Origin of the sequence: Vibrio sp. 1731 (assembly GCF_033339955.1) — a bacterium.
Taxonomy (GTDB): Bacteria; Pseudomonadota; Gammaproteobacteria; order Enterobacterales; family Vibrionaceae; genus Vibrio; species Vibrio alginolyticus.
In genome coordinates this window covers 78,990-102,840 of sequence record NZ_JAWOVO010000003.1, presented here as the reverse complement: position 1 = coordinate 102,840, position 23,851 = coordinate 78,990, and the positions used below count along the sequence as shown (strand labels likewise).

Here is a 23,851-nt window from a genome sequence, read left to right as displayed (position 1 = left end):
CTGTTTGTTAAGTGGTTGTGTGTTTTTTAACGTGTTGGTATTGAACAAAAAGCGACCTAAGCCGCTCTTGTTCATTTTGATAAGTTTACTTATCAGTCGTTTTAGATTTCTTCGTGCTTATGGACTAGGCCGAAGTCAGCTAAAATGGCATACGCAGCAGGGATCATAAACAACACCAGCAGAGTGGATGCGAAAATACCAAACACGATAGAGATAACCAGTGGTTGGATAACCTGTGCTTGCAAACTGGTTTCAGTCAGCAACGGAAGCAAACCTGCTGCAGTGGTCATTGATGTTAGGAATACTGCTCTAAAGCGTTCCCGACTGGCTTTGACTACCGAGTCATGCACATTATCCCCTTCATCCACATGATGGCGTATGTACTGAACTAACAGAATCGAGTCATTCACCACAATCCCTGCTAATGAGACGAAGCCCATCATACTTGGCATACTTAATGAGTGACCGAGTAGGATGTGTCCCCATACCACGCCAATAAAAGCGAGGGGAATCGCAAGCATGACGACGAATGGTTCCAAATAACTGCGGAATTGGTAACTCAGAATCGCAAACACGCCAAACAAACCAAGCAAGAAGCCTTTACCCATTGATGCGCCAGTTTCAGCGGTATCTTTGGCTTCGCCTTCAAAATCAAAGCGAAGACCAGGATACTTTTGCATAAGCTTTGGCGCTTCATCCTGTTGGAACTGACGAATAATGGCGGTTGAGTTGGCTTTCGTATTGTCGATATCGCCGAATACGCTCACGGTGCGCAAGCCATCAATGCGCTGGATTCTTACGTAATTACGTTGGAAATCCAAAGTAGCAATGGTCGCGAGCGGAATTTGACTTCCATCGGACAAGATAATAGGGAAGTTTGCCAATTGCTGTAAGTCACCAGCTTGCGCTTTATCAAGGCGAACTTCGATGGAAATATTTTCTACTCCAACTTGGATTTCGTCTGCGGTTTGGCCAAAGAAAGCCGCGCGCAATTGATTGGCGATGAGTTGGCCGTTAATCCCATAAGCTTCCGCTCCCGGACGCAGTTTAACCAAGACTTCTTCTTTACCCATACGCATGTCATCCAACACGCCATGGACACCGTCAAACTCATTCAAGTATTGCTGAATGTTGATAGAGGCTGCTTTGAGCGCATCAAGATCATCATGTTTCGCTCGAATTTCAATCGCTCGTCCACCCGGCCCCATGGTCGGTTGTTTAAATACCAGCGAGATAGGATCGGCAAGTTCACCAATGTCTTCACGCCATGCATCGATAAATTCATCGATGAGTGTGTTACGACTCTCTGCACCCAGCAAATCCAGACGTACCGTGGCAATGTGAGGGCCAGATTCATTCGCGTCGGCGTTAGCGTTGAATTGACTGGTGATGTGTAGAACCAATGGATTGCCGTCTTCCACTTTCTCTGTCCATTCTTTATCTAGCTTTTGAGCGGAAGCGACGATCTTATCGACGACAGCTTCCGTTTGAGACAGAGAAGAACCCGGAGGAAGAATAATACGCGCTTCTGCAATGTCGCCATCCAATTCAGGGAAGGGTTGGAACTTGAGTAAACCACCTACTAACGTGGCCGCGGAGATAAGAAGCAAGGCAACCACGCCACCCATAAAGGCATAGCGATACTCGACCACTTTATCTACTGCGTTGACCAAGGTGGTGTTGCGGAAGTTTTCAAAAGAAGCGAGCAGCTTTTGTTTGAACTTCGGTGTTTTTCGCTCTTGCTTTTGTTTATGTAGCGAATGAGAAAGGTGGTTAGGTAGGATCAAGAAGGCTTCCACCAAACTCAAACTCAAAACGAGGATCAGAACTTGAGGAACTGCTTTAAGTACCGCACCCATTTCACCTTGCAGGAATAACAAGCTACCAAAAATACACACCGTAGTTAGGAAGGAAGAAATTACCCCTGGCAGTACCTTTTTCACTCCTTTGATAACGGCATCATCGATCTCTTCTCCTCGGTCGAGGTGAGCGGCAATCGATTCGGCAATAACGATGGCATCATCCATCATGATACCGATGGCCATGAGTAACCCGACCAAAGACATGATGTTGATGGACAGGCCAAGTTGCGCCATCAAAAATAAGCCACCCAAGAAGGCTACGGGCAAACCAGCTGCGACCCAAAAAGAGTAGCGAAAACTAAAGAACAACCACATGGTGGCGAAAACCAGAATGATACCTTGCCAACCGTTTTTGACCATCATGGTCAGGCGATCCCAAAGCACGGATGAAAGATCATTGGTCATTTGTAGCATCACACCATCTGGCGCAATGGCTTGTTGTTCTTGGACAAATTGAGCAACACGTTCTTTAATGCGCAGTGCATCGTCTTCTTTGTTTTTGCTGACTTTTAGTAGGGCAGATGGGTGACCATCAAAGAGGACTTTCTGTTCGTCCAATTCAAATCGGTCGGTAATCGTCGCAATGTCTCTTAGACGGATGATTGATCCATTTGGACCAGAGCCCACGACAATAGTCTCAAGCTCTTCTGGTGTCACGCGTCGTTCGTCAAAGCGGATCAGAAAGTTCTTATCTGGCGTTTCGACATTACCACTTGGCAGCTTGACGTTCTGACGACCAATCTGCTCAGCAATATCACCAACACTTAAGCCAAGTTGTCGAATAGCTTGAGTATCTAACTCTACTCGGTATTGGTGGTCAGAGAAGCCTGCAACTTCAACCAAAGACACATCATAATCGAGCTTTAATGTGCGTTTAAGTTGTTCTGCATAGGCTTTTAGCTCTGGCCATGTGGTGTCTGCAGTGATCGCGACATCCACAACGGGCTCATTCCAATCTAGCTCTTGGACCACAGGAGACTCAATTTCTTGTGGGAAGTCATTAATTGAGTTGATTTGAGTCTGAACGTCGACCAACATGCGGCCGATGTCGGCTTCTTCATTCAGTTTTAAGATAAGACGCGAAGAGCCTTCAATCGCTTCACATTGCGTTTCTTCAATGTTAGCAAGGCCATCAACAGCATCTTCCATGCGGACACAGATACTCTCTTCGACTTCTTGCGGGGAAGCGCCAGGGTAAACCACACCAGCTAGGATGTAGGGCGGATCAAACTCAGGAAAGGTTTCCCGCTTAATCGTGGAAAGTGAAGAAATCCCCAATATCAGCAGCGTTAGCATCAGCAAGTTGGCTGCTGTTGGGGGCTTGGCGAAGAATCGGATCATGAATCAGACTCCTCAATAGCCGTTTCTGACTGTTCAGGTGACTCTTTCAATAGCATGCCGTTAATCGCAGGCAGCAAATCGTTGATGATCAGTTTCTGACCTTGCTCCAATTCGCCATCGATCACCACTTGGTTATTTCGGCGATATAACACTTCAACCGTCACGACTTGCAGACGATTGTCATCGCCCATCAGGTAAATCTTATCGCCATGAAGCGCACGCTCTGGGATGACCCAACTCGGGTTCTCTTGTCCCTCAATCAAGGCTCGCACAAACATGCCGTTCACTAGTGGAGGCGCAGAGATTGGGTTTAATGCACGGTAGTCTTGTTCAATTTCCAGAATCACACCGGCAGTCGCTTGGCTTGGATCAACCGTTTCACTGATGCGTGCAACTTTCGCAGGCCAGCTTGCAGAGAGGTTACCGCTGCTGAGTTCAATGTTGGCATGAATCGCATTCATATCAGGTTGTGGAATACCAGATTCATCACGAACAAACTCACCGATGCTCGCAGCCAAAGTTTGCATGTCATGAATGGACAGTTGAGCTTCAACCTCCATAACATCAATACCATGCCCGGTCACCATGGTCTGTTGTAGATTAACCACTTGCTTTTTCTCAATTTCTACGCCAGCAATACGCAAATCGTAAGGAAGCGTGATGATGGTTTTATCAAGCGAGCGTTCGGCCTCATCCACTTTTGATGCATTAACTTTAACTAGGGCTTCCGCGACTCGTTTCTCATCCGGCATCAAACCAATTTGATTTTCAATATCCAGTACTAACTTACGTTGAGAGAGCGCGCTTTGCTCTTGCTGATCTACATCCGATTGAGACGTTAGGCCTTTTTTACGTAGGTTTTGTTTACGGTCTAACTCTTTGTTGGCGATAACCAGACGGTTGGCTTCTATCTTGAGTGTGCTTTTGAGATTCGCTTCTTCTTGGTTCAGCTTAGCCAGAGAGGTTTGAGCAGATTTGAGATCGGCTTGAGCTTGAACCAGTTTCAGTTCGTAATCGAGTGGGTCGATTCGCAAGATTTCTGTCCCTGCTTGCAACACTTGTCCTTTTTCCAGCTGCGGATGGCGGTAGACCACTTTCCCCGTCACTTCGGCTATCGCTTTCCATTCCACTTTTGGGGCGATCTTGCCAAACCCTATGGCTACTGGAGCAATGGCTTTGAGCTCAAGTGGAATCGTCTCGACCAACCGTGCACGATCTCCAGCGGGTTTTACGGGCAAATCTGGTTTGAGGCTAATCGCCAAAAACAGAATGACGACCCCCACCGCAAGAGCAGGAAAGAACAGCAGCTTTTTATTTATCTTCATATTGGTCGCCCGAGTCTAAAAATCCATGTTTCATCAGTTGTATGTTGTGTTCGAATAATCGGTTCAAGAAGGCTTCAGAAAGTTCAATGCCATGAATGGCGAGCAGTGCTGGTGGTGCCATAAAAGGAAATACCATCAAGCTGATGTAAGAGACGCGACAAAGTTGAGGGTCGGCGTCTTTTCGTAAAACGCCACTGTCGATCAACTTATCAAAGATCACGCCTTGCATTGGCTTACTGATATCTGCGAAGACTTTTTCGAGCAGTTTGCGTTGGGTTTCCGATGGGGGCATATTCATAACTTGGGCAACTAAGCGTGGGAACTGTGGTACCTTGATCATTTCGCGGTAGTAGGTGCGCATTAGATCGAGAAAGTTTTGCTCGTTACTGTTGGATACCAACGTCTGCATCTGCTTTTGCATCGGTGACAGTGTTTCGCGCAACATGGTCTCGAACAAGCCTTCTTTGTTGCCAAAGTAGTAACGAATCATCGCCACGTTCACGCCTGCTTTCTGCGCGACTAGGCGAGTAGAGACCTTGTCATAAGCCATAATGGTGAAGAGTTCGCGCGCGTGGAAAATCAGTTTTTCCCTTGCGTCGATATTATCTGTGGGTCTTCCCGCCCTTCGATGCGCTTCCGTCACAATCTTCTCTCAAAATATTAAACATTTGATTAATTATAAGACGCTGATTTCTCATGCGACATGTGAAAAATTAATCAGTATTTAATCAAGTGATTAATTTGTGATGAAGAGAAGTAAAAAAGAGCAGAAAGAACTGCTCTTTGAACAAATAGAAAAGTATTTACTTAGGAAGAACGGTCTTGTGAGGCTATATCACCCCCAACTTAACACACTCCAATTCGGTCTGTTGGCGTGTTCTTTTAGTTGTGGGCATGGATTTACCAGATAAGCGTAGTTCGCGTATTCACAAAGCGGTAAATCGTTGATTGAATCGGTATAGAAATGGATTTCGGAATAAGGCTCAGGCTGATTTTCTAGCCACTGTTTTAATCGCGTGACTTTGCCTTCACGATAACTCGGGATACCGTCGATTTCAGCAGTATAACGGTTGTTTTTCTCGATTAAATCAATTCCGAGTGCGGTTGGAATATTAAGACGGCGACCAACGGCTTCCACCAAAAAAGTGACGCTGGCAGAGATGATAACCATATCTATACCATCACGAGACAGTTGCTCAATCAGGGTTTTGGCTTGAGGGAACTGTTTAGGCAAAATATGGCTTTCAACACATTCTTCAACCAAGGCGTTTACTTCTTCAATCGGCATGTTTTCTAGTGGCTTCATGGAGAACGCTAGGTAATCTTCCATGTCCATTTTGCCTTCAGAGTACAAGGCCATTAGACGCTGATCTTCCATAATAAATAAAGGATCAGTCGCGATGCCTTTCTCAACCATAAACTCGTTCCAAATCATTGCGCAGTCAGCGTTTATTAGGGTTTCATCCATATCAAAAACATACAAAGGTTTGGACATGTTTAGGCTCTCACTGGTTGAATTTCGTTTAGGTTAAAGAGTAGTTCTAGTTGGCTGCCATTCGCTAGTAAGCGTTCTGAAGAGCGGTTAAGTAAGTCAACAGTGAGCTCACACTCTTCAACGTTCACTTGATAGCGAATAACATTACCTAGAAGCTGGTGGTTGGTGATCGTACCTACTTGTGGCGCTGAGATGTGGCTATCATATTGACGACCTTGCTCTTTTACATATATAGACTCTGGGCGAATCGCCACTTTCCATTCGGTATCAATGTTGAAGAGTTGCTTGGCTTTATTGGCCTCTACAAGGTTGTAGTGCCCCATGAAACCGGCCACAAACTCGTTAGCAGGATGAGTATAGATTTCTTCAGGTGTTCCTGCTTGAACAATTTCTCCTTTACTCATTAGGAAGATACGATCAGACATAATCATCGCCTCTTCTTGGTCATGAGTTACGAAGATAGTGGTGAGATTCATCTCTTTCTGAATATCTCGGATTTGCTGACGAAGGTGTTTGCGGATTTTGGCATCAAGCGCAGAAAGTGGTTCATCAAGCAATAATATGCGAGGTTTCACCACCAACGCTCGAGCGAGTGCGACACGCTGGCGCTGACCGCCAGAAAGTTGATGCGGATAGTGTTTTTCTTTACCTGCCAGATCCACCAGTTTGATGACTTTAGCCACTTCACGTCGAATATCATCATTCGCAAGCTTTTTCATTTTTAAGCCAAATGCAATGTTGCCTTCGACGGTCATATTGGGAAACAGCGCATACGATTGAAAGACCATCCCAATACCACGCTCTTGCGGGACTTGATGCGTGATATCTTCTCCGTTTACCCAAATCTCGCCTCCATCGACAGGGTTAAGCCCAGCAAGGCTGCGAAGTAGTGTCGATTTACCACAACCGCTAGGGCCTAAAAGCGTAATGAATTCACCTTGCTCGATGTTAAAGTGAATGTCCTCAAATACGGTGTTATCACCAAAACGTTTAGTCAGATTTTTCGCTGTTACGTAGCTCATTGTTTGACTCCTCGGCTGAAACGACTTGCCAACCAAGTCAGTAAAAAAATAAATAGGAAGTAGGTCATCACTAAGGCAGACGTAAAGTGGCCGCTCGTCTGACGCATGTTATACAAGTAGATTTGCAGGGTTTCATAACGTGTGCCGACTAAAATATTGGCGAACACAAACTCTCCCAATAGAAATGAAAATGAAAGGAAAAGCGATGCCATCAGTCCTTTTTTGAGGTTAGGTAAAATGACCATCAAAAACGCTTTGGTTGTGCTTGCCCCTAGCAAGTGTGCAGCGTCCATTAAATCGTTAAGGTTAATTGCTTCGAAGCTATTAGAAATCGCACGATACATGAACGGTAACGCGATGGTGAAGTAAGTACCTACTAGAATCCAAGGAGTACCGATAAGGGAGATTTCACTGTCAGCATAAAGTTGAAGCAAGCCGACGGAGGACACCACTGGTGGTACAGCGAATGGTAGCAAAATCAATACGTTCATGAGCTTATCGAGCTTCGGAAAGTAGTAAAACACCACGAATATCGCTGGCAGAACCAGAATCACACTGAGGGTTAGCGAAGCAATACAAATAAACAGCGAACGCCCAAACGCTTGCAAAAAGCGTGGGTCGGTCAGCAATTTAACGTACCAATCAAAAGTGAAACCATCTGGAAGCACCGTGGCGCCCCAGCGTGATGAAAGCGAATAGACAAAGGTCGCTAAAATCGGGATGAGCATGATCCCAACAATGGAATAAACCACCGTTTTATGGAATCGATTATTAACGTTGTGCATGACTACTTCCTACCTGCATAGCTTTTCGAAATGAGCCATTGGTTAATCACTGTGATAAAGGCAAGTAACGCCATTAGAATCACCGAAATTGCAGCGGCGAGATTAGGTTCAAGGAACAGGTCTCCCGATACCAGACTCGCAATTCGAATTGTGATGACGTTATAGTTACCGGAGGTCAACGCATAAACACTCGCATATGCGCCAATTGCGTTGGCTATTAAGATAATAAAGGTACCGAATAAGGCTGGTGAGAGCACTGGCAGAGCGATTTTCGCCCAATACTGTGATGTTTTGGCTCCCAGTAGCGCAGCAGCTGCTTGCCAATCATCACTCAACGCATCGAACGCAGGGTAGAGCAACAACACCGCCAGCGGGATTTGGAAGTAGATGTAAATGGCCAGCAGGCCCCATTTACCATAAAGGTCGAAATCACCGAGTAAGCCATACTGCTTGAGCAAAAGGGTAATCGCCCCATTGGTGCCCAAAATAATAATAAAAGCGAATGACAGAGGTACGCCTGCAAAGTTGCTGCTCATGTTCGTAAACGCAATCACACCGTCGCGGACTTTAGAATCGACTCTGCGCAGAGAAGAGACCAACAGAGTCGCAATGGCTAAGCCAAAAATGCTCGACCATATAGCTAACCACAAACTGTTGCCAAACGCCTGCATCATAAAGGCGGAGTCGAGCACTTCAATGTAGTTATCGAAGGCAAACTCGCCATCGTAGATAAAGCTGTTTAACAGCACCCAAATCATCGGTGCGAGTTGAAATAGGTAGAAAAACAGCGCGAAAGGCACCAACCAAATGGCTGGCTTAAAGCGCTTTAACCAAGTACTTGCCAAATTTGAGCGTGATTCGCTGGAGCTTGGGGAGAGGACTGAACTGCTCATAGTGCTAACAATTCCTGAGTGTATGGCTTCGTGTGGTCAAGGTTTAGCAATTGACAAACGGTGCCACAAATATCAGTTTGCTTAACATGACAATCTTGATGGGTAAACTTATCACCAATGACAAACAGGGGAACTTCTCGCTCTTCAGGTAAAATCCCACCATGAGAAAGATCGTTGTTCATGCCATGATCGCTGGTCACAATGATTTGATACCCATCAGCAAGCCATTGATCGATGTAGTTGGAAAGAATAATGTCTGCACCTCGCGCACAATTGCGGTATTGGCGAGAGTCTAGGCCAAACTTATGTCCTGTATCGTCGATATTCATCGGATGGATCAATAAAAAATCAGGTTGATAGTTGCGACGTAAATACTCTGCGTCCAGGAACAAGGCTTCATCAGGATAATGATCCCAATGGTAAAAGCAGCCATGCTGGATATTCAGGGTTTCATCATGCGTGAAACGATCGCGAACAGGTTCAAATGGCGCGCGATTATAAAGCTCACTTACCCAATGGTAGGCAGCCGCAGCGGTCACTTTTCCTTGGGCTTTTGCCAAACTGAAAATGGAATCGTGTTTGGATAGACGAACGATATTGTTGTTTACGATGCCGCTTTCTACAGGGCGAACGCCCGTTAAAATGCACTCATAAAGTGGGCGAGACATAGAGGGCAGCTCACACTGCACAGGATAAAGCGTTGCGCGAGTTTCTTGTTGGGAACGACTTTGTTCTAGAAGACCATTGAGGTAGCCCATGCAATCACGGGCTACCTGATAGTTCAGTCCATCTAGAACAACAAGGATGACCTTATTGCTCATAACGACTTACTCTTATTGCTGGTGGATTAAGACACTTTCTTGCCATTGACGTGGCAGCTTACGTGCGGACTTTTCCCAAGCTGAGAAGTCAGTCACTGGGTGAACATTGCTGTATTGGTCATTAGCAATTAGCTTGTCTTGCACTGCTTGAGGCAGTGTGATGTTGGTGCGGATTGGACGCGCATAACCTTCTGCTAAGTTGATTTGCCCTTGATCGCTGAAGATGTATTCACGAGCAAGCTTTGCTGCATTAGGGTTCTTCGCGTATTTATTGATTATGGTTGTATAACCAGAAATCACAGAGCCATCTTGAGGAATGCTCACTGTAAAGCGGTCGCGGTCAATTTTGTCGCGGTAGTTCAATGCATTGAAGTCCCACATGATCGCCACTTCAACTTCGCCTTTTTCTAGGTTGGCGATGTTCGGATCGGTAAATGAAAGACGACCTTGCTTCGCGAGTTCAGAAAAGAATTTGAGCGCAGGCTTGAGGTTGGATTCGTCCCCACCGTTGGCGAAAGCTGCGGCGAGAACCGCGTTGTTTGCCTGTGCTGCTACGCCTACGTCACCTACGGTCACTTTGTAGTCGCCTTTTAATAGGTCATCCCACGTTTTTGGCGCGTCTTTTACGAGGTTATTGTTGGAGATAAAAGAAATAGTGCCAGTGTAGGCAAGTGCCCAATGACCATCTTCGTCTTTTGCCCAATCTGGGATGTCATTCCAAGTTGTTGGTTTATATGGCTGAGTGACGCCTTTTTTAACCGCTACACGTGCGAAGGCAAAGCCTACGTCACCAATGTCTGCGGTCGCGTTTTTCTTCTCAGCTTCGAATTTTGCGATTTCTTGAGCCGAGCTCATATCCGTGTCTTGGTGCTTAAGGTTGTAATTTGACTTTAAATCAGCCCAAGTGTCTTTCCAGTTTGCCCAACTGTCAGGCATACCCACACTGTAAACCGCCCCTTCTTTTTGTGCTGCTGCTACCAAAGATTCAATATCGGCTTCTTTCGCTACTGTTGGCGTAGCGAGCGTTACCGCAATGATTGCCGCTGGTGCGGTAATTGAACGACTTAGCAAAGTTTTCATTGTCTCCATCCTTCTGGACTAGGTCAGTAAGTTCGCTTTGTATGCTATGGATGGAATGTGACGATTTAGCGCAAGTAATTTGACAGTTTTGCTGATTTTATATGGCACTTATATTTCATACGTTCAGTATGTGTTCTGTTGATTAATGTCATATTTTTGTTACGTAAACGCCTTATGTTATTCGTCAAATTATCGTTGGACTAGATCAGAATGAGAGCGACAGGCACCGGACAATTTGGTACCCAATTAGGAAAAATTAGAAGCAGCTTAAAACAGCAGATTCTTTCCGGCATCATGTCGGAAGGACAAAAACTGCCGTCAGAGAGAGAGCTCAGTGAGCTGTTTTCTACAACTCGAATCACTATCAAAGATGCGTTGGTGTCTTTAGAAACTGAAGGTCTTATTTATCGAGAAGAGCGCCGGGGTTGGTATGTATCTCCTGAGCGTATCTGTTACAACCCGTTGTCTCGTTCTCACTTCCATCAGATGATTCGAGAGCAGCATCGTATTGCAGAAACTAAGTTACTCAACGTGCGAAGTGAAATGGCCGCAGGTGAGTATGCCAAATCGTTAGAGGTGGAGCTAATTACCCCAATTTATGTAATTGAACGGTTACGTTTTATTGATGGGCGAGCGGTATTGTTTGTTGAGAACGTGCTCAAAGCGGCACTGTTTGAGGGTATATTGTTTGAGAACCTCACCATGTCCCTGACGGGCATTTATCGTGAGAAGTATGGTTACGAGACAAAGCGCTCTCGTTTTGATGTGATTCCCACGTCAGCTCCTGCTCATGTCGCTAAGGCGTTGAACCTAGTTGAAGGACAACCCGTTCTGAAAATTCGGCGGGTAAACTACAAACAAGATGGGCATTTAATGGACTGCGAATTCGAGTATTGGCGTCCAGACGCAGTGATGATTCGCATTGATAGCGTAGGATAAAGCGCAGAATTAAAAAGAGCCCAATGAAGGGCTCTTTTTCGCATATTGGTTAGAGAGGCGGTTTAAACGAGGCCTTGCTCTTTCGCCATTCTGCTTGCAATGCCGGGTGCTTTCCAAATGCTTGGCAGCAAAATGAAAGACACAGGTACGGCGGTAATCACAATGAAAGACTGCAATGCAGAAATACCACCAGAGCCCATTGAGATAAGCGCAATAGCGACAATACCCATAATCAGCCCCCAGAACGAGCGAATCACTGCGTTTGGTTCTGTTGAGCCCGTCATCACTACACTTATTGTGTAAGTCATCGAGTCACCCGTCGTCACGATAAATGTTGTCGTTAAGATCAGGAAAAGAACCGAAATGATCATTGGGTAAGGTAATTCACCAGTAATCGCTAGCAGTGCTGCAGGCAAGTTAAAGCCTTCAAACGCAGATGAAATCAAACCAGGGTTATCAAGTTCAAACGCAAGGCCACTGCCACCAACGATACTAAACCAGAAGCAAGTAATCAGCGGTGCCGCGATGCTAATAGACATGATTAATTGGCGAATTGTACGACCACGAGAGATACGAGCAATAAAGATCGCCATCATTGGGCCATAACCGATAAACCAACCCCAGAAGAATACTGTCCACCAACTTAGCCAGCCTGTATCACCACGGTAAAGTGCCATAGGGAAGAAGTTATCCACCATACGACCAACGCCTTGCACGTAGCCATCAACGATAAAGCTTGTCGGCCCGAAGAACAGGATGTAACCAATTAATAGTACAGACAAAATGATGTTGTAACGACTGACGATTTGAATACCCTTGCTCAATCCGCTCAGTGCGGAAAGGGTATACATCAGGATCGCCGCCATAATAACCATACTTTGCGTTACGAACGTATCTGGCAGGCCAAACAATGAGTTTAGCGCGTAGCTAATTTGTAAACCTAAGAAGCCGATAGGACCGATGGTTCCTGCTGCTACTGCAATGATGCTACATGCGTCAGCAACATCACCAATCCAGCCTTTAATGGCTTTATCACCAAACACAGGGTAAAGCAGAGTACGCGGCTTAAGAGGCAGGCCTTTATCGTAATGCAAGTGCATTAAGACAATGGAAGATAGACCACCAAGGATCGCCCAAGCTAAGAAGCCCCAGTGCATAAAAGACTGAGATAGGGCATTGATTGCGGCAGTTTTCGGTGAGGCTTCCCCGTATAGAGGCGGAGCAGTCACAAAGTGCGCGATAGGCTCAGCTGCGGCCCAGAACACACCACCACCTGCAAGTAGAGTACAGAGTACGATTGACAACCACTTAAAGTTATCAATATCAGGTTTCGCTAGACCACCTAGGCGCACATAACCAGTGCGACCAAACGCAAGAGCCAAACCAATTAGGAAATTCAGAAGAAGCAGTACTTGCCAGTAAGCTCCGAAATATTTAGTAGCAAAGCCGAAGCCGGTGTTAACCATTGCGGTTAGAGAGTCGGTATTCGTTAGAGCAAGTAAAACGAATAGAGTGAGGAAGCTACCACTTAACCAAAAGACAGGATTGGTGAGTTCGAGGCGCTTGAGTAAAGATGGGGGATGAATAGCAGAATAGTCAGCATCCTGAATAGGCGCTGTGTGGGAGGCGGCATTCGTCATATTTGACATAATTACTTCGCTTTTTAGGGCTATGAAGCCGTGCATTTCCCCTCACATCGTTTCGACGAAAAGTGTGAGGATGTTCAAAAAGCCGATGATGTTAACATGTCGAAGTTGCAAATATAACCTTAGATTTCGATTAATTTTTAACAGGTTAGCCAAGTTGCTGATTTTTGGGTAGAGATCAAAAGAAAGAGTTTTTACGTGAAATGCACCGCATTTCGTATGTAATTAACATTTCCCTTGTTTTTGCATGGGATTATCAGGATTACATTGAGAAAACATGTTTTTCCCAAGCTAAGGTTTAACTCGATGGCTCACTTCGAACTTAACGGGCAGTGGATGCTTACCTCGCCACAGCGCCCCAATCTTGAAATTCCAATGTTTATTCCGGGCGATAATGTGTCGGCGCTTTTACAAGCAGAGCAGATTCCAGATCCTTATTTTGCCGATAATGAAAACAAAGTTCGATGGATTGAAGAGTGTGAGTGGCATATCTCACGTGAGTTTGACGTCGACGCGTTTACGTTGTCTGCCAAGCAAATTTGGATGACGCTAACTCGTGTCGATACATTGGCAACCTTCTATGTTAATGGTGAGCTAGCACTAACTTGCAGCAACATGTTTACCCAGCAACGTGTGGATATTAAACCGCATTTAAAGCAAGGTACTAACACGATTCGGGTTGAGTTTGCTCGGGCGGATTTAGAAGGTATCGCAAGAGCAAAAAAACTGCCATTTCCTATTCCATCGGCAATGGGCAACAACCAAATTCCACACATGAACTTGATCCGCAAAACACAATGCCATTCCGGATGGGACTGGGGCATTTGCTTGATGGTATCGGGTATTTACGACCCCATTCAAATCGACATTGTGAATGAGCTTTGGCTCAAAGGCTTCTCGACAGAGCAGCAATGGCAAGCCGATGGGAGTGTGTTTCTTGATGTAGTAGTTGAAGTGGAAACGGACAGTCAACGCCATGAAATGATGGTTGAATTTAATGGTGGGCGTCAATGTATTCAAACAAAAGGAAGTGGTCACTATCATTGCCAGTTCCACATTTTGGAGCCTCAACGCTGGTGGCCATCGGGTTATGGCGAAGCGTATCTCTATCCCATTACCATTTCTTGCAGAGAGCAAAAGTTAACGCACAACATTGGTTTGCGTCAGTTAACCCTAAATAACCAAGCTGATGAGCACGGCTCTGCAATGGAATTTATCGTCAATGGCGTACCGATTAATGCTAAAGGTGCCAACTGGATCCCTATTGACGCAATGCCGGGGCGAGAGTACGAAACACGTTATCGCAACCTTTTGCAAAGTGCGGTTGACGCCAACATGAACATGATTCGCGTATGGGGCGGTGGTCAGTACGAGAGTGAAACCTTTTATAACCTTTGTGATGAACTTGGTTTGTTGGTGTGGCAAGACATGATGTTCGCCTGCTCGTTGTACCCATCAAACGACGAGTTTTTAAAAGACGTAGAAGAAGAACTTAGATTCCAAATCCCGAGGCTTAAGAAGCACCCATCAATCGCACTTTGGTGTGGTGACAATGAAGTGATTGGAGCTATTGGTTGGTATGACGAATCTAAGCGCAGCAAAGTCAAATACACGGTTAACTACGATCGCCTCAACCGCATGATTGAGAAGGAGATTACCGAGCAAGATAGCACTCGCCGTTTCTGGCCAAGTTCCTCATGTAATGGTGAACTGGATTTCGGTGATGCGTGGCATGATGATAGTAAAGGCGATATGCACTTTTGGGACGTTTGGCATTCAGGAAAATCATTCAGTGCTTACGTTGACGTGAATCCTCGTTTTTGCTCTGAGTTTGGTTTTCAATCTTGGCCATCTTTTGCTGAAGTTAAGCGGTTTGTCCCTGAGCAAGACTGGAATATTACATCCCCAACTTTCGAACAACATCAGAAGAACCCTCGAGGTCATAGTATTATTACAGAGATGTTCACGCGCTATTTTCGTTTTCCCTCTGGATTCGAGAGCATGCTGTATTTAAGTCAAGTTCAGCAGGCAATCGCGATCAAAACTGCATGCGATCATTGGCGTGCCATTTCTCCAGTTTGTCGCGGCATGCTGTACTGGCAACTCAACGACAATTGGCCTGTCAGTTCTTGGTCTAGTTTGGAATACAGTGGTCGATGGAAGCAGTTGCACTACCATGCGAAGCGATTTTTTGCGCCACAGTATTTGGTATTTTCCGAGCATACAGGCAAGTTGAGCCTACATTTGCTCAATGATGCCAAAGAGTCCGCAAGCGTCAACGCACTGCTTAAGTGGGTAGATTGGCAAGGGGAAGAAAAGCAATGTTGGAGCTTAGAACAAACAGTCATAGCAGACAGCAATACGATTTTGTGGCAATTGGATGAATCGATCGAGAAGGACGAACTTACGTCAGGCTTCTTCTATGTTGAAGCGCAAATCGGTGAAGACAGAATAAGCAACACATGGTTTAGTACTCACGAGCTAAAAACCTTGCCGATAGCGAAAGCCAATATAGGTGTCTCTATTGAAGGGAGGAAAATTACATTGATTGCGGATAAGCCTGCGTTTTTTGTTCATTTGGAGAGTGATGCTGATGGAAGGTTCAGTGACTCTAGTTTTACTCTGTTGGCCAAGGTTCCAATGACGGTTGAGTATTTAGGTGATGATGTTTCAGGTATGCAGCAGTCGTTGAGGGTATGCCACCTTAATGATTAAAGCGGGCATAGAACATCTACATGCTGATAACTAAAAAGGGAGCGTTTGCTCCCTTTTTAGTTACCAAGTATCCGTTATTAAGCTCAGGTTGAGACAGAAGACTATTTAAGTTTCTGATGGACCCGATAGCTAACGACAAAGCCAATGTAGAATAGTGCAGCAAGAGTAATCACTGCCGTCGCGTACGCCAGCAGGCTGTTTAACCCTAAACCAAAAGCCAAAGTGAAGGCGATACCATGAATGGCTTCCGCAGGGATTCGGTACCAAGCAGCGTGGACGGAAGATCCGAATAGGATAAAGGTACTAAGTAAGACAATCGTGCCGCCTATAAAGCCGACCCATCTGCTGTTGTTCATGTTGCAGTCTCAGGTGTTACCGAGGTAACGTAACAAAATATTTCAGAATCGTATTATACAACCGATCATCGCGAAAAGCGCTAGAGAAATTTCGCGGATAAAACAGAGTGTTTTAATTCGAACAAAAGAATACGACCATAGCCAACTTAATACAGGAATAACAAAACATGTTGAGATTTATACAGCGTCGTCGGATTAAGAAAGTGATTAAACTAATGAGTACCAGATTGCTGGTGGGATACGGCAGTCGTGAGTATTTTTCGGTTGGTCAGGTAAAGACGAGCACCAGTGAGTTAAGCGCGTGCCAACAAAAAATTGCGTTGGCATTATATGCGGATCCGCAAGATCTTGATTTGGAAAATCAACCAGAGTTGCAAGCAATACGCTCAGACGTGGCGCATGATTTCTTTTCTGGTGCCGATTATACCGCTCAAGATGTGCTTAATTTACTCGGCTCTGGTGGCTGGAAAGGTGGCCGAATGGAAGATGGAATGTCTCATCATTTTGGTATGCACAGTCGCTATTAAAAACATGCGTTAATTTTATAAATTCGATAAATATTTTTGCTGTTAAAGATTAATTAAATTTTCTTTCAATTGGGTAACAATTACCTAATTATGCACCCGAATCCCAGCGCGTCGCTGGACTGGTTGGATTGCATACCATGAAATTAATCATCAAAGGATTGGGGCTGAGTGCTCTTGTGCTCAGCATGTTTGCTCATGCAGATAGCAAAACGTTGAACGTTTATGCATGGGGTGGCTATTTGCCGGAAGCATCGTTAAAAGCGTTTGAAAAACAAGAAGGCGTTACGATTAATTATTCGACCTTTGAGAATAATGAATCAATGTATACCAAGCTAAAATTGCTAAAAGGTTCTGGCTACGATGTGGTTTTTGCTTCTGCGTACTTCATTGAAAAAATGGGTCGAGAAGGGCTGCTTTCGAAAATAGATCACGCTCAAGTGCCAAACATGCAAGACACAATGGACGGCTTACTTGGCCAAGCGCACGATCCGAAAAATGATTACTCTCTGCCTTATATTTGGGGCATTACCGGGATCAGCTACAACGAATCCATGGTTGAGCAACCAGTGACCAAATGGGCAGACTTATGGGAGTCTCAATACGAACAACAAGTCATGTTGATTGATGACGTCCGCGATGTGTTTGGTATGGCGCTGAAGAAAAATGGCCATAGCGTGAACACAAAAGACGAAACTGAAATCGAGCAGGCTTTTGATTCTCTAGTCGCGCTGAAAAACAACGTATTACTGTACAACTCAGATGCGCCGCAAGTCCCTTACGTGTCCGGTGAAACATCGGTCGGCATGCAATGGAACGGCAACGCATTCCAAGGACAGGTTGAAATGCCTGAGCTGAAGTTCGTGATGCCGGAAGAGGGCGCGGTATTGTGGATGGACAACTTCACTATTCCGTCTGGCAGTAAAAACAAAGCATTGGCGCATAAATTTATTAACTTCATGTACCAATCAGAGAACCAAGCGGAAATCGTGACCAGTTTGGGTTATGCGTCGGCAACGAACGCTGGGCGTGACAAATTGCCAGAAGAGTTGAAAAACAACCGTACTATTTTCCCTTCATCAGAAGACTTGAAAAAAGGCGAGTTTATTAATGATGTTGGCGCAGAAACGTTAGCGATTTACAAAAAGTACTGGCAACGTTTAAGAACGCAATAAGCAACGTCTTTGCCTATTGTTAGGCTTAAAATCGTTCAAATTTGGATTCCCCTCATCACGAAAGTGGTGAGGGGAATTTTTTTATAGGTTTTGTACTGCGAGTGTTGCTACGCGGCACGCTTTACGAGGCAGAAGTGCTTTTTACCGCGTTGCAGTAACCAATATTGATCAAACAGTGGGAAGCTTAAACTCGGGTTATCAGCCGCCACTTTTTCACCGTTTACACTGATGGCGTTGTTGCTGATGTGTTCGCGTGCAACACGCTTCGAACTTGCTAAGCCCGACTCAATCAACAGCTCAACCAAATCTTGTTGTGTGCTCTCAATGCTTGGTAAACCATCCAACTCCAACTGTTTTAATTCACCCAAACTCAGTTGTTGCACATTACCGCTGAATAAAGCTTGAGTGATACGCTCGGCACTGGCTAGGCCTTCTTCGCCATGAACAAATCGCGTCATTTCTTCAGCGAGAATACGTTGTGCTTGTGGCTTACCTTGGCTTGCTTGGTCTTGCGCTTCAATGCTGGCAATTTCTTCGCAGCTCAAGAATGTGTAGTAACGCAAGAAGTGGTAAACGTCGGCGTCTTCTGCGCCAAGCCAGAACTGGTAGAACGCGTAAGGAGAGGTTTTGCTAGGATCTAGCCATACTGCACCGCCTTCGGTTTTGCCAAATTTGGTGCCATCGGATTTGGTGATCAGCGGCAGAGTTAAGCCAAATACTTGCTCACCATTTTGACGGCGAGTTAAATCGATCCCGCTGACGATGTTTCCCCATTGGTCATTGCCACCGATTTGCAAACGGCAACCGTATCGACGGTTTAGCTCGGCAAAATCGTACGATTGCAGTAGGGCGTAGCTAAATTCGGTGAAGGAGATACCTTGGTCAGGTCGTTGCAGGCGTTGTTTTACCGATTCTCGGTTGACCATAGTATTGATTGAGAAGTGCTTACCCACATCGCGGAAGAAGTCGATCACATTGATCGCTTTCATCCAGTCAGCGTTGTTTACCATGATCATCGGCTTGGCCAGTTGGTGATTCATCAACTGCTGAATTTGATTAGAAAGATCGTTAACCCAGCCTGAGACGATTTCCTCTGAGTTCAGACTGCGCTCAGTCGCTTTAAAGCTTGGGTCGCCAATCATGCCCGTTGCACCGCCAATCAAGGCAACAGCTTGGTGTCCGGCATCTTGAAAGCGCTTAAGCATAATCAAAGGCACGAGGTGGCCGATATGTAAGCTGCCAGCTGTAGGATCGAAGCCGCAGTAAACGGTTTGTGGCTGTGAGAGAAGTGTCTGAATTTCTTCCAAATCGCTGGCTTGTGCAATCAAGCCGCGATCTTGTAAATCTTGCAGTAATGGTGTCGTCATTCTTTTTGTCTGTTTTAGTGGTTGTTACATTCAGACTAAAACGCGACACCTTTTCTCGATATATCCCTTAAGGGACAGTTTTTTATCTTGAATGGAGAATGAGGTGATTGAGGAAAAGCTGGAATAACTCACTCAATGAAGACACATTTAATTGCGAGTAAATTCGCTTTCGATGATTTTTGACCGTGCCTTGAACTAAGTGTAACCGCGCGGCAATTTCTTTGGTGTCAAACCCTTGAGCGAGAAGCGAAGCCACCTCTTGTTCGCGACGGGTGAGTGATTCTACGCCAAACGTTGCTAAAGCTTGCTCAATGGCTAATCGCATACTGCCAGAATAAGCACTCTGTGCAAAAACAGGCTCAGAAAAGGTAAATTCCGTTTGTTTCCAATGCTGCTGACAAAGCGACTGAATTATCGGGAAATAGGGCTTTAGCTTATTGATTTGTTGCTGAGAAAAGTATTTTCCATCATTCATATACCCGAAGTACAGCATGACCCAACGGCCAGATTCAACTTCGACTAGCATGCTCAGTTCGTCTTTCCACCCGGTCTGATGGTAGAACTGTTCGCAGTAGGAAGTAAAATCAACGCCTTTACGCGCCACGTCTTTGAGCGTAAATACGCCTTGTTGCTTTGTCTCGTTTAGTTTGAGAAAAAAAGGGTCATTTTGAAATGAGTCAGTAAGGTAGCGTTGAAAAAGTAACTCTCGCTCGTTCTCAATTGAGTCGTAGAGATAAATAGGATGTTTACCTTCTCGGTAACCTAAAATAACTGCGCAATCAAAATGAAAAAGAGTGCGAATGACACGCATAAGTTTAGGAGTAAAGTTAGGCGTGTTAAGAGCAGAAATTGCTTCTGTTAGCAGATTATTAAAGTTATTGTCAGGCATGGGATACCGAATTGCAGGTGGTTTTGCGCAAGCATAACCAAAAGCAATCCAACGAGAAAGGGAAGTCGCCATCTTCTGGTGACTTCCATAGAGAAAGTTGCGTAAGTGCTCAGTTTTGAGGAATCATATCCCCGTTAACTTATTGATAAGGGTGCATAACAACGGTTTTATTTAAGCGATTAGTTGCTATGCATTACTGCGAGTTAGTGAGCTCTTCGTTAACCCAATATTTAGAACCAGACACGTTAGCATCGATGAGCAAACCTTTAGCGTTCAACTGATAGACGGCGACGCCGCTGTTAAATTGTTTTGAAAGTTGCTCTGAATCTTCGCCCGCAACAGCAGAGGCTTCACTTGTGGCCTCCCATCCTTCGTTGACGAACGTATCAAAGTCTTCTTTGCTCTCAAACAGAACCACTTGTTGGTAAAATTTGCCGCCAGCCCCAAGTGCAACGCCCAAACCAAACATATTCATATAAGTGCGTTCTTCTGTTTCCTTATTCACTGCGACTCCTGACCCTGAGTTGGTGTGAAACAGCAAAGATAATTTACGAGAATCAAAGACCGCGTAGCCGTACGCGTTGTCGTAAATAGCTTTTGCCTCCGGCTTTTCATTAAATAACTTGAGCAAAGCGCTATCTGCCATTAAGTCCACGGCTTGGCGAGCTTCTTCTGGCGTATCGCCTTCCATCAGCTCATCAATTTTTTTGTCGGCAGCATCTATCCATTCTTTGCTTTTCTCGATGCTGGCTTCTGTCCATTCGCCTGCGGTATTGATCGCTTCCTCGGACCAGTTCGTGAAATCTTGCCACGCTTGTTTTGAAAACGCTTTGGTGTCGTCCCAAGCATCTTGTGCAGTATCAGAAACTGCGTCGCCAAGCTCAGACATTTTATTGGAAATTTCATCCCAATCGGCATAAGCAGGGGATGCCAGGAGCATCAATGTAGTAAGGAGTGCGATAGGCTTTTTCATCAAATTCTCTCTGGAGTTATCGATATACCATTCATTTTAGGTCATCAGACTTTGATAATGAAATTGACTAAATGACGAACTTGAGAGAGGAATCACGAACTGATTGTGAAATGACGTGTGAATAACAAAGCCCTCACAAGTGGAGTGTGAGGGCTAGAGTTTATCGTGTGTTACTTGCTGCTAACTTTACCGAGTTTTAACCAAGTATCGATAACCGTATCTGGGTTTAGTGATACAGAGCTAATACCTTGATCCATTAGCCATTCCGCTAAGTCGTCGTGGTCTGATGGGCCTTGACCACAAATACCAACGTATTTGCCTGCTTTTGTTGCCGCATCAATCGCCATCTGAAGCATCACCTTAACCGCTGGGTTGCGCTCATCAAATAGATGTGCAACATCGCCAGAGTCACGATCAAGTCCAAGCGCTAGCTGAGTCATGTCGTTTGAGCCAATCGAGAAGCCATCAAAGTACTTCAAGAACTCATCGGCAAGGACCGCGTTGGATGGCAGTTCGCACATCATGATGACTTTAAGACCCTGATCGCCACGGCGCAGATCAAACTTCGCTAGCAAATCAATCACTGATGCTGCTTCGCTTGGTGTACGCACAAATGGGATCATGATTTCAACGTTTTTCAGACCCATTTCGTTACGAACGCGTTTAATTGCTTGAGTTTCTAGCTCGAAGCAGTCTTCAAACACTGGAGAAATGTAACGAGACGCGCCACGGAAGCCAAGCATTGGGTTTTCTTCATGCGGTTCGTATGCTTTACCGCCAACCAAGTTGCTGTATTCGTTAGACTTAAAGTCAGACATACGAACAATAACGCGTTTCGGCCAAAATGCCGCAGCAATGGTTGCGATACCTTCTGTCAGTTTGCTTACGTAGAAATCGATAGGATCTTTGTAACCACGAATACGCTGAGTGATTTCTGCTTTTAGCTCATCGCTTTGTGCATCAAAGTTAAGTAATGCTTTCGGGTGGATACCAATCATCTTATTGATGATGAATTCAAGACGCGCAAGACCAACACCTTCATTTGGAATTTGTGCGAAGTCAAACGCGCGATCAGGGTTACCCACGTTCATCATCACTTTTGTTGGTAGCAGTGGCAGTTCATCAACAGAAGAGCGTTTTACATCAAACTCAAGTTCACCTTGGTAAACGTAGCCCGTTTCACCTTCTGAACAAGATACGGTCACGGTTGCACCATCGGTTAACTTGCTTGTCGCATCGCCACAGCCAACGATTGCAGGAATACCAAGCTCACGAGCGATGATGGCAGCGTGACACGTACGGCCACCACGGTTGGTTACGATTGCAGATGCTTTTTTCATCACTGGTTCCCAGTCTGGGTCAGTCATGTCTGTAACTAGCACGTCACCTTCTTGGACTAAAGACATTTGGTCCAGAGAGTCAACCAAGCGAACCACGCCTTTACCGATGCGCTGACCGATTGCACGACCTTCAACCAAAACATCCGCTTTGTTTTGTAGCTCGTAGCGCTCAATCACGTTTTGTTCCGTTTGTGAACATACGGTTTCAGGACGCGCTTGAACAATGTACAGCTTGCCATCAATGCCATCTTTTGCCCATTCAATGTCCATTGGACGCTGATAGTGCTTTTCGATGATCATTGCTTGTTTTGCGAGCTCTTTAATCTCGTCGTCGTTCAATGAGAACGTGTTGCGCTCTTCATCAGAAGTATCAACGATATCAACTTGTTTGCCGATTTCTTGGTTATCTGAGTAGATCATTTTGATCAACTTAGAACCAAATGTTTTCTTAACGATTGGGTGTTCGCCTGCTTCAAGCATTGGCTTGTGAACGTAGAACTCGTCAGGGTTTACTGCACCTTGAACGACCATCTCGCCTAGACCCCATGAAGAGGTGATGAAGACAACTTGATCGAAACCCGATTCAGTGTCTAGTGTAAACATAACACCCGACGAGGCTTTATCTGAACGCACCATACGTTGGATACCCGCAGATAGCGAGATGCCACGGTGGTCGAACCCTTGGTGAACGCGGTAAGAAATCGCACGGTCGTTAAATAGAGAAGCGTAAACGTGCTTAGTTGCTTCTAGTACTGCGTCGATGCCTTTCACGTTCAAAAACGTTTCTTGCTGACCAGCAAAAGAAGCATCAGGTAGGTCTTCTGCCGTAGCAGATGAACGAACTGCGACTGAAAGCTCAGGATTGCCTTCGATCAGTTCTTGGTAATTTTCACGAATTTCTTGTTCAAGGTCCGCAGGGAAAGGGGCCTCTAATACCCATTGACGAATGTTTGCACCTGTCTTACGCAGAGCTTCTACATCTTCAACGTCTAGTTCATCGAGTAATTGGTGAATACGCTCATCCAAACCTTCGTGGTCAAGGAATTGGTTAAACGCGTATGAGGTTGTCGCAAAACCATTTGGTACAGAAACGCCTGCGTTCGCTAGGTTAGAAACCATTTCGCCAAGTGAAGCATTTTTACCGCCGACTTTGTCGACATCATCCATGGATAGGCCATTGAACCAGAGGGTGTTCTTTTGCATGTCTTTCTCCAGAAACATTGCAGCTTAGTAGGGGGACTTAAATCGATCTAAACAATCGCATGTTGGCTGTTATTACACGTTGACCATACATTGCTTCATT

At 45.3% G+C, this 23,851-nt stretch carries 19 protein-coding genes; 4 read left to right on the top strand and 15 right to left on the bottom strand.

Features of this window, described 5'->3' with window-relative positions:
- Positions 1–101 precede the first annotated feature (101 nt).
- The 9 genes from R7035_RS05075 to R7035_RS05035 all read right to left on the bottom strand — a co-directional run bounded on the left by R7035_RS05075 (position 102) and on the right by R7035_RS05035 (position 10,624).
- Positions 102–3,203, bottom strand: coding sequence for an efflux RND transporter permease subunit (locus R7035_RS05075; RefSeq protein ID WP_318145994.1), 3,102 nt, complete (start codon positions 3,201–3,203; stop codon positions 102–104).
- A complete protein-coding gene (locus R7035_RS05070; RefSeq protein ID WP_318145993.1) occupies positions 3,200–4,528 on the bottom strand; it encodes an HlyD family secretion protein in 1,329 nt (442 codons plus the stop codon). The genes R7035_RS05075 and R7035_RS05070 overlap by 4 nt, the downstream gene beginning before the upstream one ends.
- Complete coding sequence (locus R7035_RS05065; protein ID WP_021707693.1) at positions 4,515–5,171, bottom strand: TetR/AcrR family transcriptional regulator; 657 nt, start codon at positions 5,169–5,171, stop codon at positions 4,515–4,517. The genes R7035_RS05070 and R7035_RS05065 overlap by 14 nt, the downstream gene beginning before the upstream one ends.
- 192 nt (positions 5,172–5,363) lie before the next feature.
- Positions 5,364–6,023, bottom strand: a complete 660-nt coding sequence (locus R7035_RS05060) for an HAD family hydrolase (RefSeq protein WP_017633566.1) — start codon at positions 6,021–6,023, stop codon at positions 5,364–5,366.
- Positions 6,024–6,025: 2 nt separating this feature from the next.
- Complete coding sequence (locus R7035_RS05055) at positions 6,026–7,045, bottom strand: ABC transporter ATP-binding protein (RefSeq protein WP_005373862.1); 1,020 nt, start codon at positions 7,043–7,045, stop codon at positions 6,026–6,028.
- Positions 7,042–7,830: an ABC transporter permease gene (locus R7035_RS05050; protein WP_033906312.1), complete on the bottom strand. Its 789-nt coding sequence runs from the start codon at positions 7,828–7,830 to the stop codon at positions 7,042–7,044. Before R7035_RS05050 ends, R7035_RS05055 begins: the two co-directional genes overlap by 4 nt.
- Before the next feature lie 2 nt (positions 7,831–7,832).
- Positions 7,833–8,723, bottom strand: a complete 891-nt coding sequence (locus tag R7035_RS05045) for an ABC transporter permease (protein ID WP_033906313.1) — start codon at positions 8,721–8,723, stop codon at positions 7,833–7,835.
- The gene (locus R7035_RS05040) at positions 8,720–9,544 is read right to left on the bottom strand and encodes an alkaline phosphatase family protein (RefSeq protein WP_033906314.1); all 825 of its coding nucleotides are present in this window, start codon (positions 9,542–9,544) and stop codon (positions 8,720–8,722) included. Before R7035_RS05040 ends, R7035_RS05045 begins: the two co-directional genes overlap by 4 nt.
- A 12-nt stretch (positions 9,545–9,556) precedes the next feature.
- Entirely contained in the window at positions 9,557–10,624 is a 1,068-nt protein-coding gene (locus tag R7035_RS05035; protein ID WP_005373851.1) for an ABC transporter substrate-binding protein, read from the bottom strand.
- A 210-nt stretch (positions 10,625–10,834) separates the two neighbouring features.
- Between R7035_RS05035 and R7035_RS05030 the strand changes: the two genes are divergently transcribed.
- Positions 10,835–11,563, top strand: a complete 729-nt coding sequence (locus R7035_RS05030) for a UTRA domain-containing protein (RefSeq protein WP_033906315.1) — start codon at positions 10,835–10,837, stop codon at positions 11,561–11,563.
- 62 nt (positions 11,564–11,625) lie between these two features.
- On the opposite strand, the gene R7035_RS05025 is transcribed toward R7035_RS05030, so the two are convergent.
- Positions 11,626–13,212: a BCCT family transporter gene (locus R7035_RS05025; RefSeq protein ID WP_005373846.1), complete on the bottom strand. Its 1,587-nt coding sequence runs from the start codon at positions 13,210–13,212 to the stop codon at positions 11,626–11,628.
- Positions 13,213–13,515: 303 nt separating this feature from the next.
- Here R7035_RS05025 and R7035_RS05020 point away from each other — a divergent pair, with 303 nt between their 5' ends.
- Positions 13,516–15,924, top strand: a complete 2,409-nt coding sequence (locus tag R7035_RS05020) for a beta-mannosidase (protein WP_033906316.1) — start codon at positions 13,516–13,518, stop codon at positions 15,922–15,924.
- Positions 15,925–16,025: 101 nt separating this feature from the next.
- Here R7035_RS05020 and R7035_RS05015 read toward each other — a convergent pair whose 3' ends face one another.
- On the bottom strand, positions 16,026–16,280 hold the full coding sequence (locus R7035_RS05015; protein WP_005387084.1) for a hypothetical protein: 255 nt from the start codon (positions 16,278–16,280) through the stop codon (positions 16,026–16,028).
- A gap of 167 nt (positions 16,281–16,447) precedes the next feature.
- Between R7035_RS05015 and R7035_RS05010 the strand changes: the two genes are divergently transcribed.
- Complete coding sequence (locus R7035_RS05010) at positions 16,448–16,807, top strand: DUF6559 family protein (RefSeq protein WP_206953396.1); 360 nt, start codon at positions 16,448–16,450, stop codon at positions 16,805–16,807.
- 137 nt (positions 16,808–16,944) lie between these two features.
- On the top strand, positions 16,945–17,979 hold the full coding sequence (locus tag R7035_RS05005; RefSeq protein ID WP_318145992.1) for a spermidine/putrescine ABC transporter substrate-binding protein: 1,035 nt from the start codon (positions 16,945–16,947) through the stop codon (positions 17,977–17,979).
- A 107-nt stretch (positions 17,980–18,086) separates the two neighbouring features.
- Here the strand turns inward: R7035_RS05005 and tyrS are convergent, their stop codons facing one another.
- The 4 genes from tyrS to ppsA all read right to left on the bottom strand — a co-directional run bounded on the left by tyrS (position 18,087) and on the right by ppsA (position 23,751).
- Positions 18,087–19,346, bottom strand: coding sequence for a tyrosine--tRNA ligase (tyrS, locus tag R7035_RS05000; RefSeq protein WP_025767979.1), 1,260 nt, complete (start codon positions 19,344–19,346; stop codon positions 18,087–18,089).
- 82 nt (positions 19,347–19,428) lie between these two features.
- Entirely contained in the window at positions 19,429–20,235 is an 807-nt protein-coding gene (locus tag R7035_RS04995; protein ID WP_318146017.1) for a helix-turn-helix transcriptional regulator, read from the bottom strand.
- A gap of 193 nt (positions 20,236–20,428) precedes the next feature.
- Positions 20,429–21,208, bottom strand: coding sequence for a hypothetical protein (locus R7035_RS04990; protein ID WP_005373824.1), 780 nt, complete (start codon positions 21,206–21,208; stop codon positions 20,429–20,431).
- 170 nt (positions 21,209–21,378) lie between these two features.
- The gene (gene ppsA / locus R7035_RS04985; RefSeq protein WP_318145991.1) at positions 21,379–23,751 is read right to left on the bottom strand and encodes a phosphoenolpyruvate synthase; all 2,373 of its coding nucleotides are present in this window, start codon (positions 23,749–23,751) and stop codon (positions 21,379–21,381) included.
- Positions 23,752–23,851: the final 100 nt, after the last annotated feature.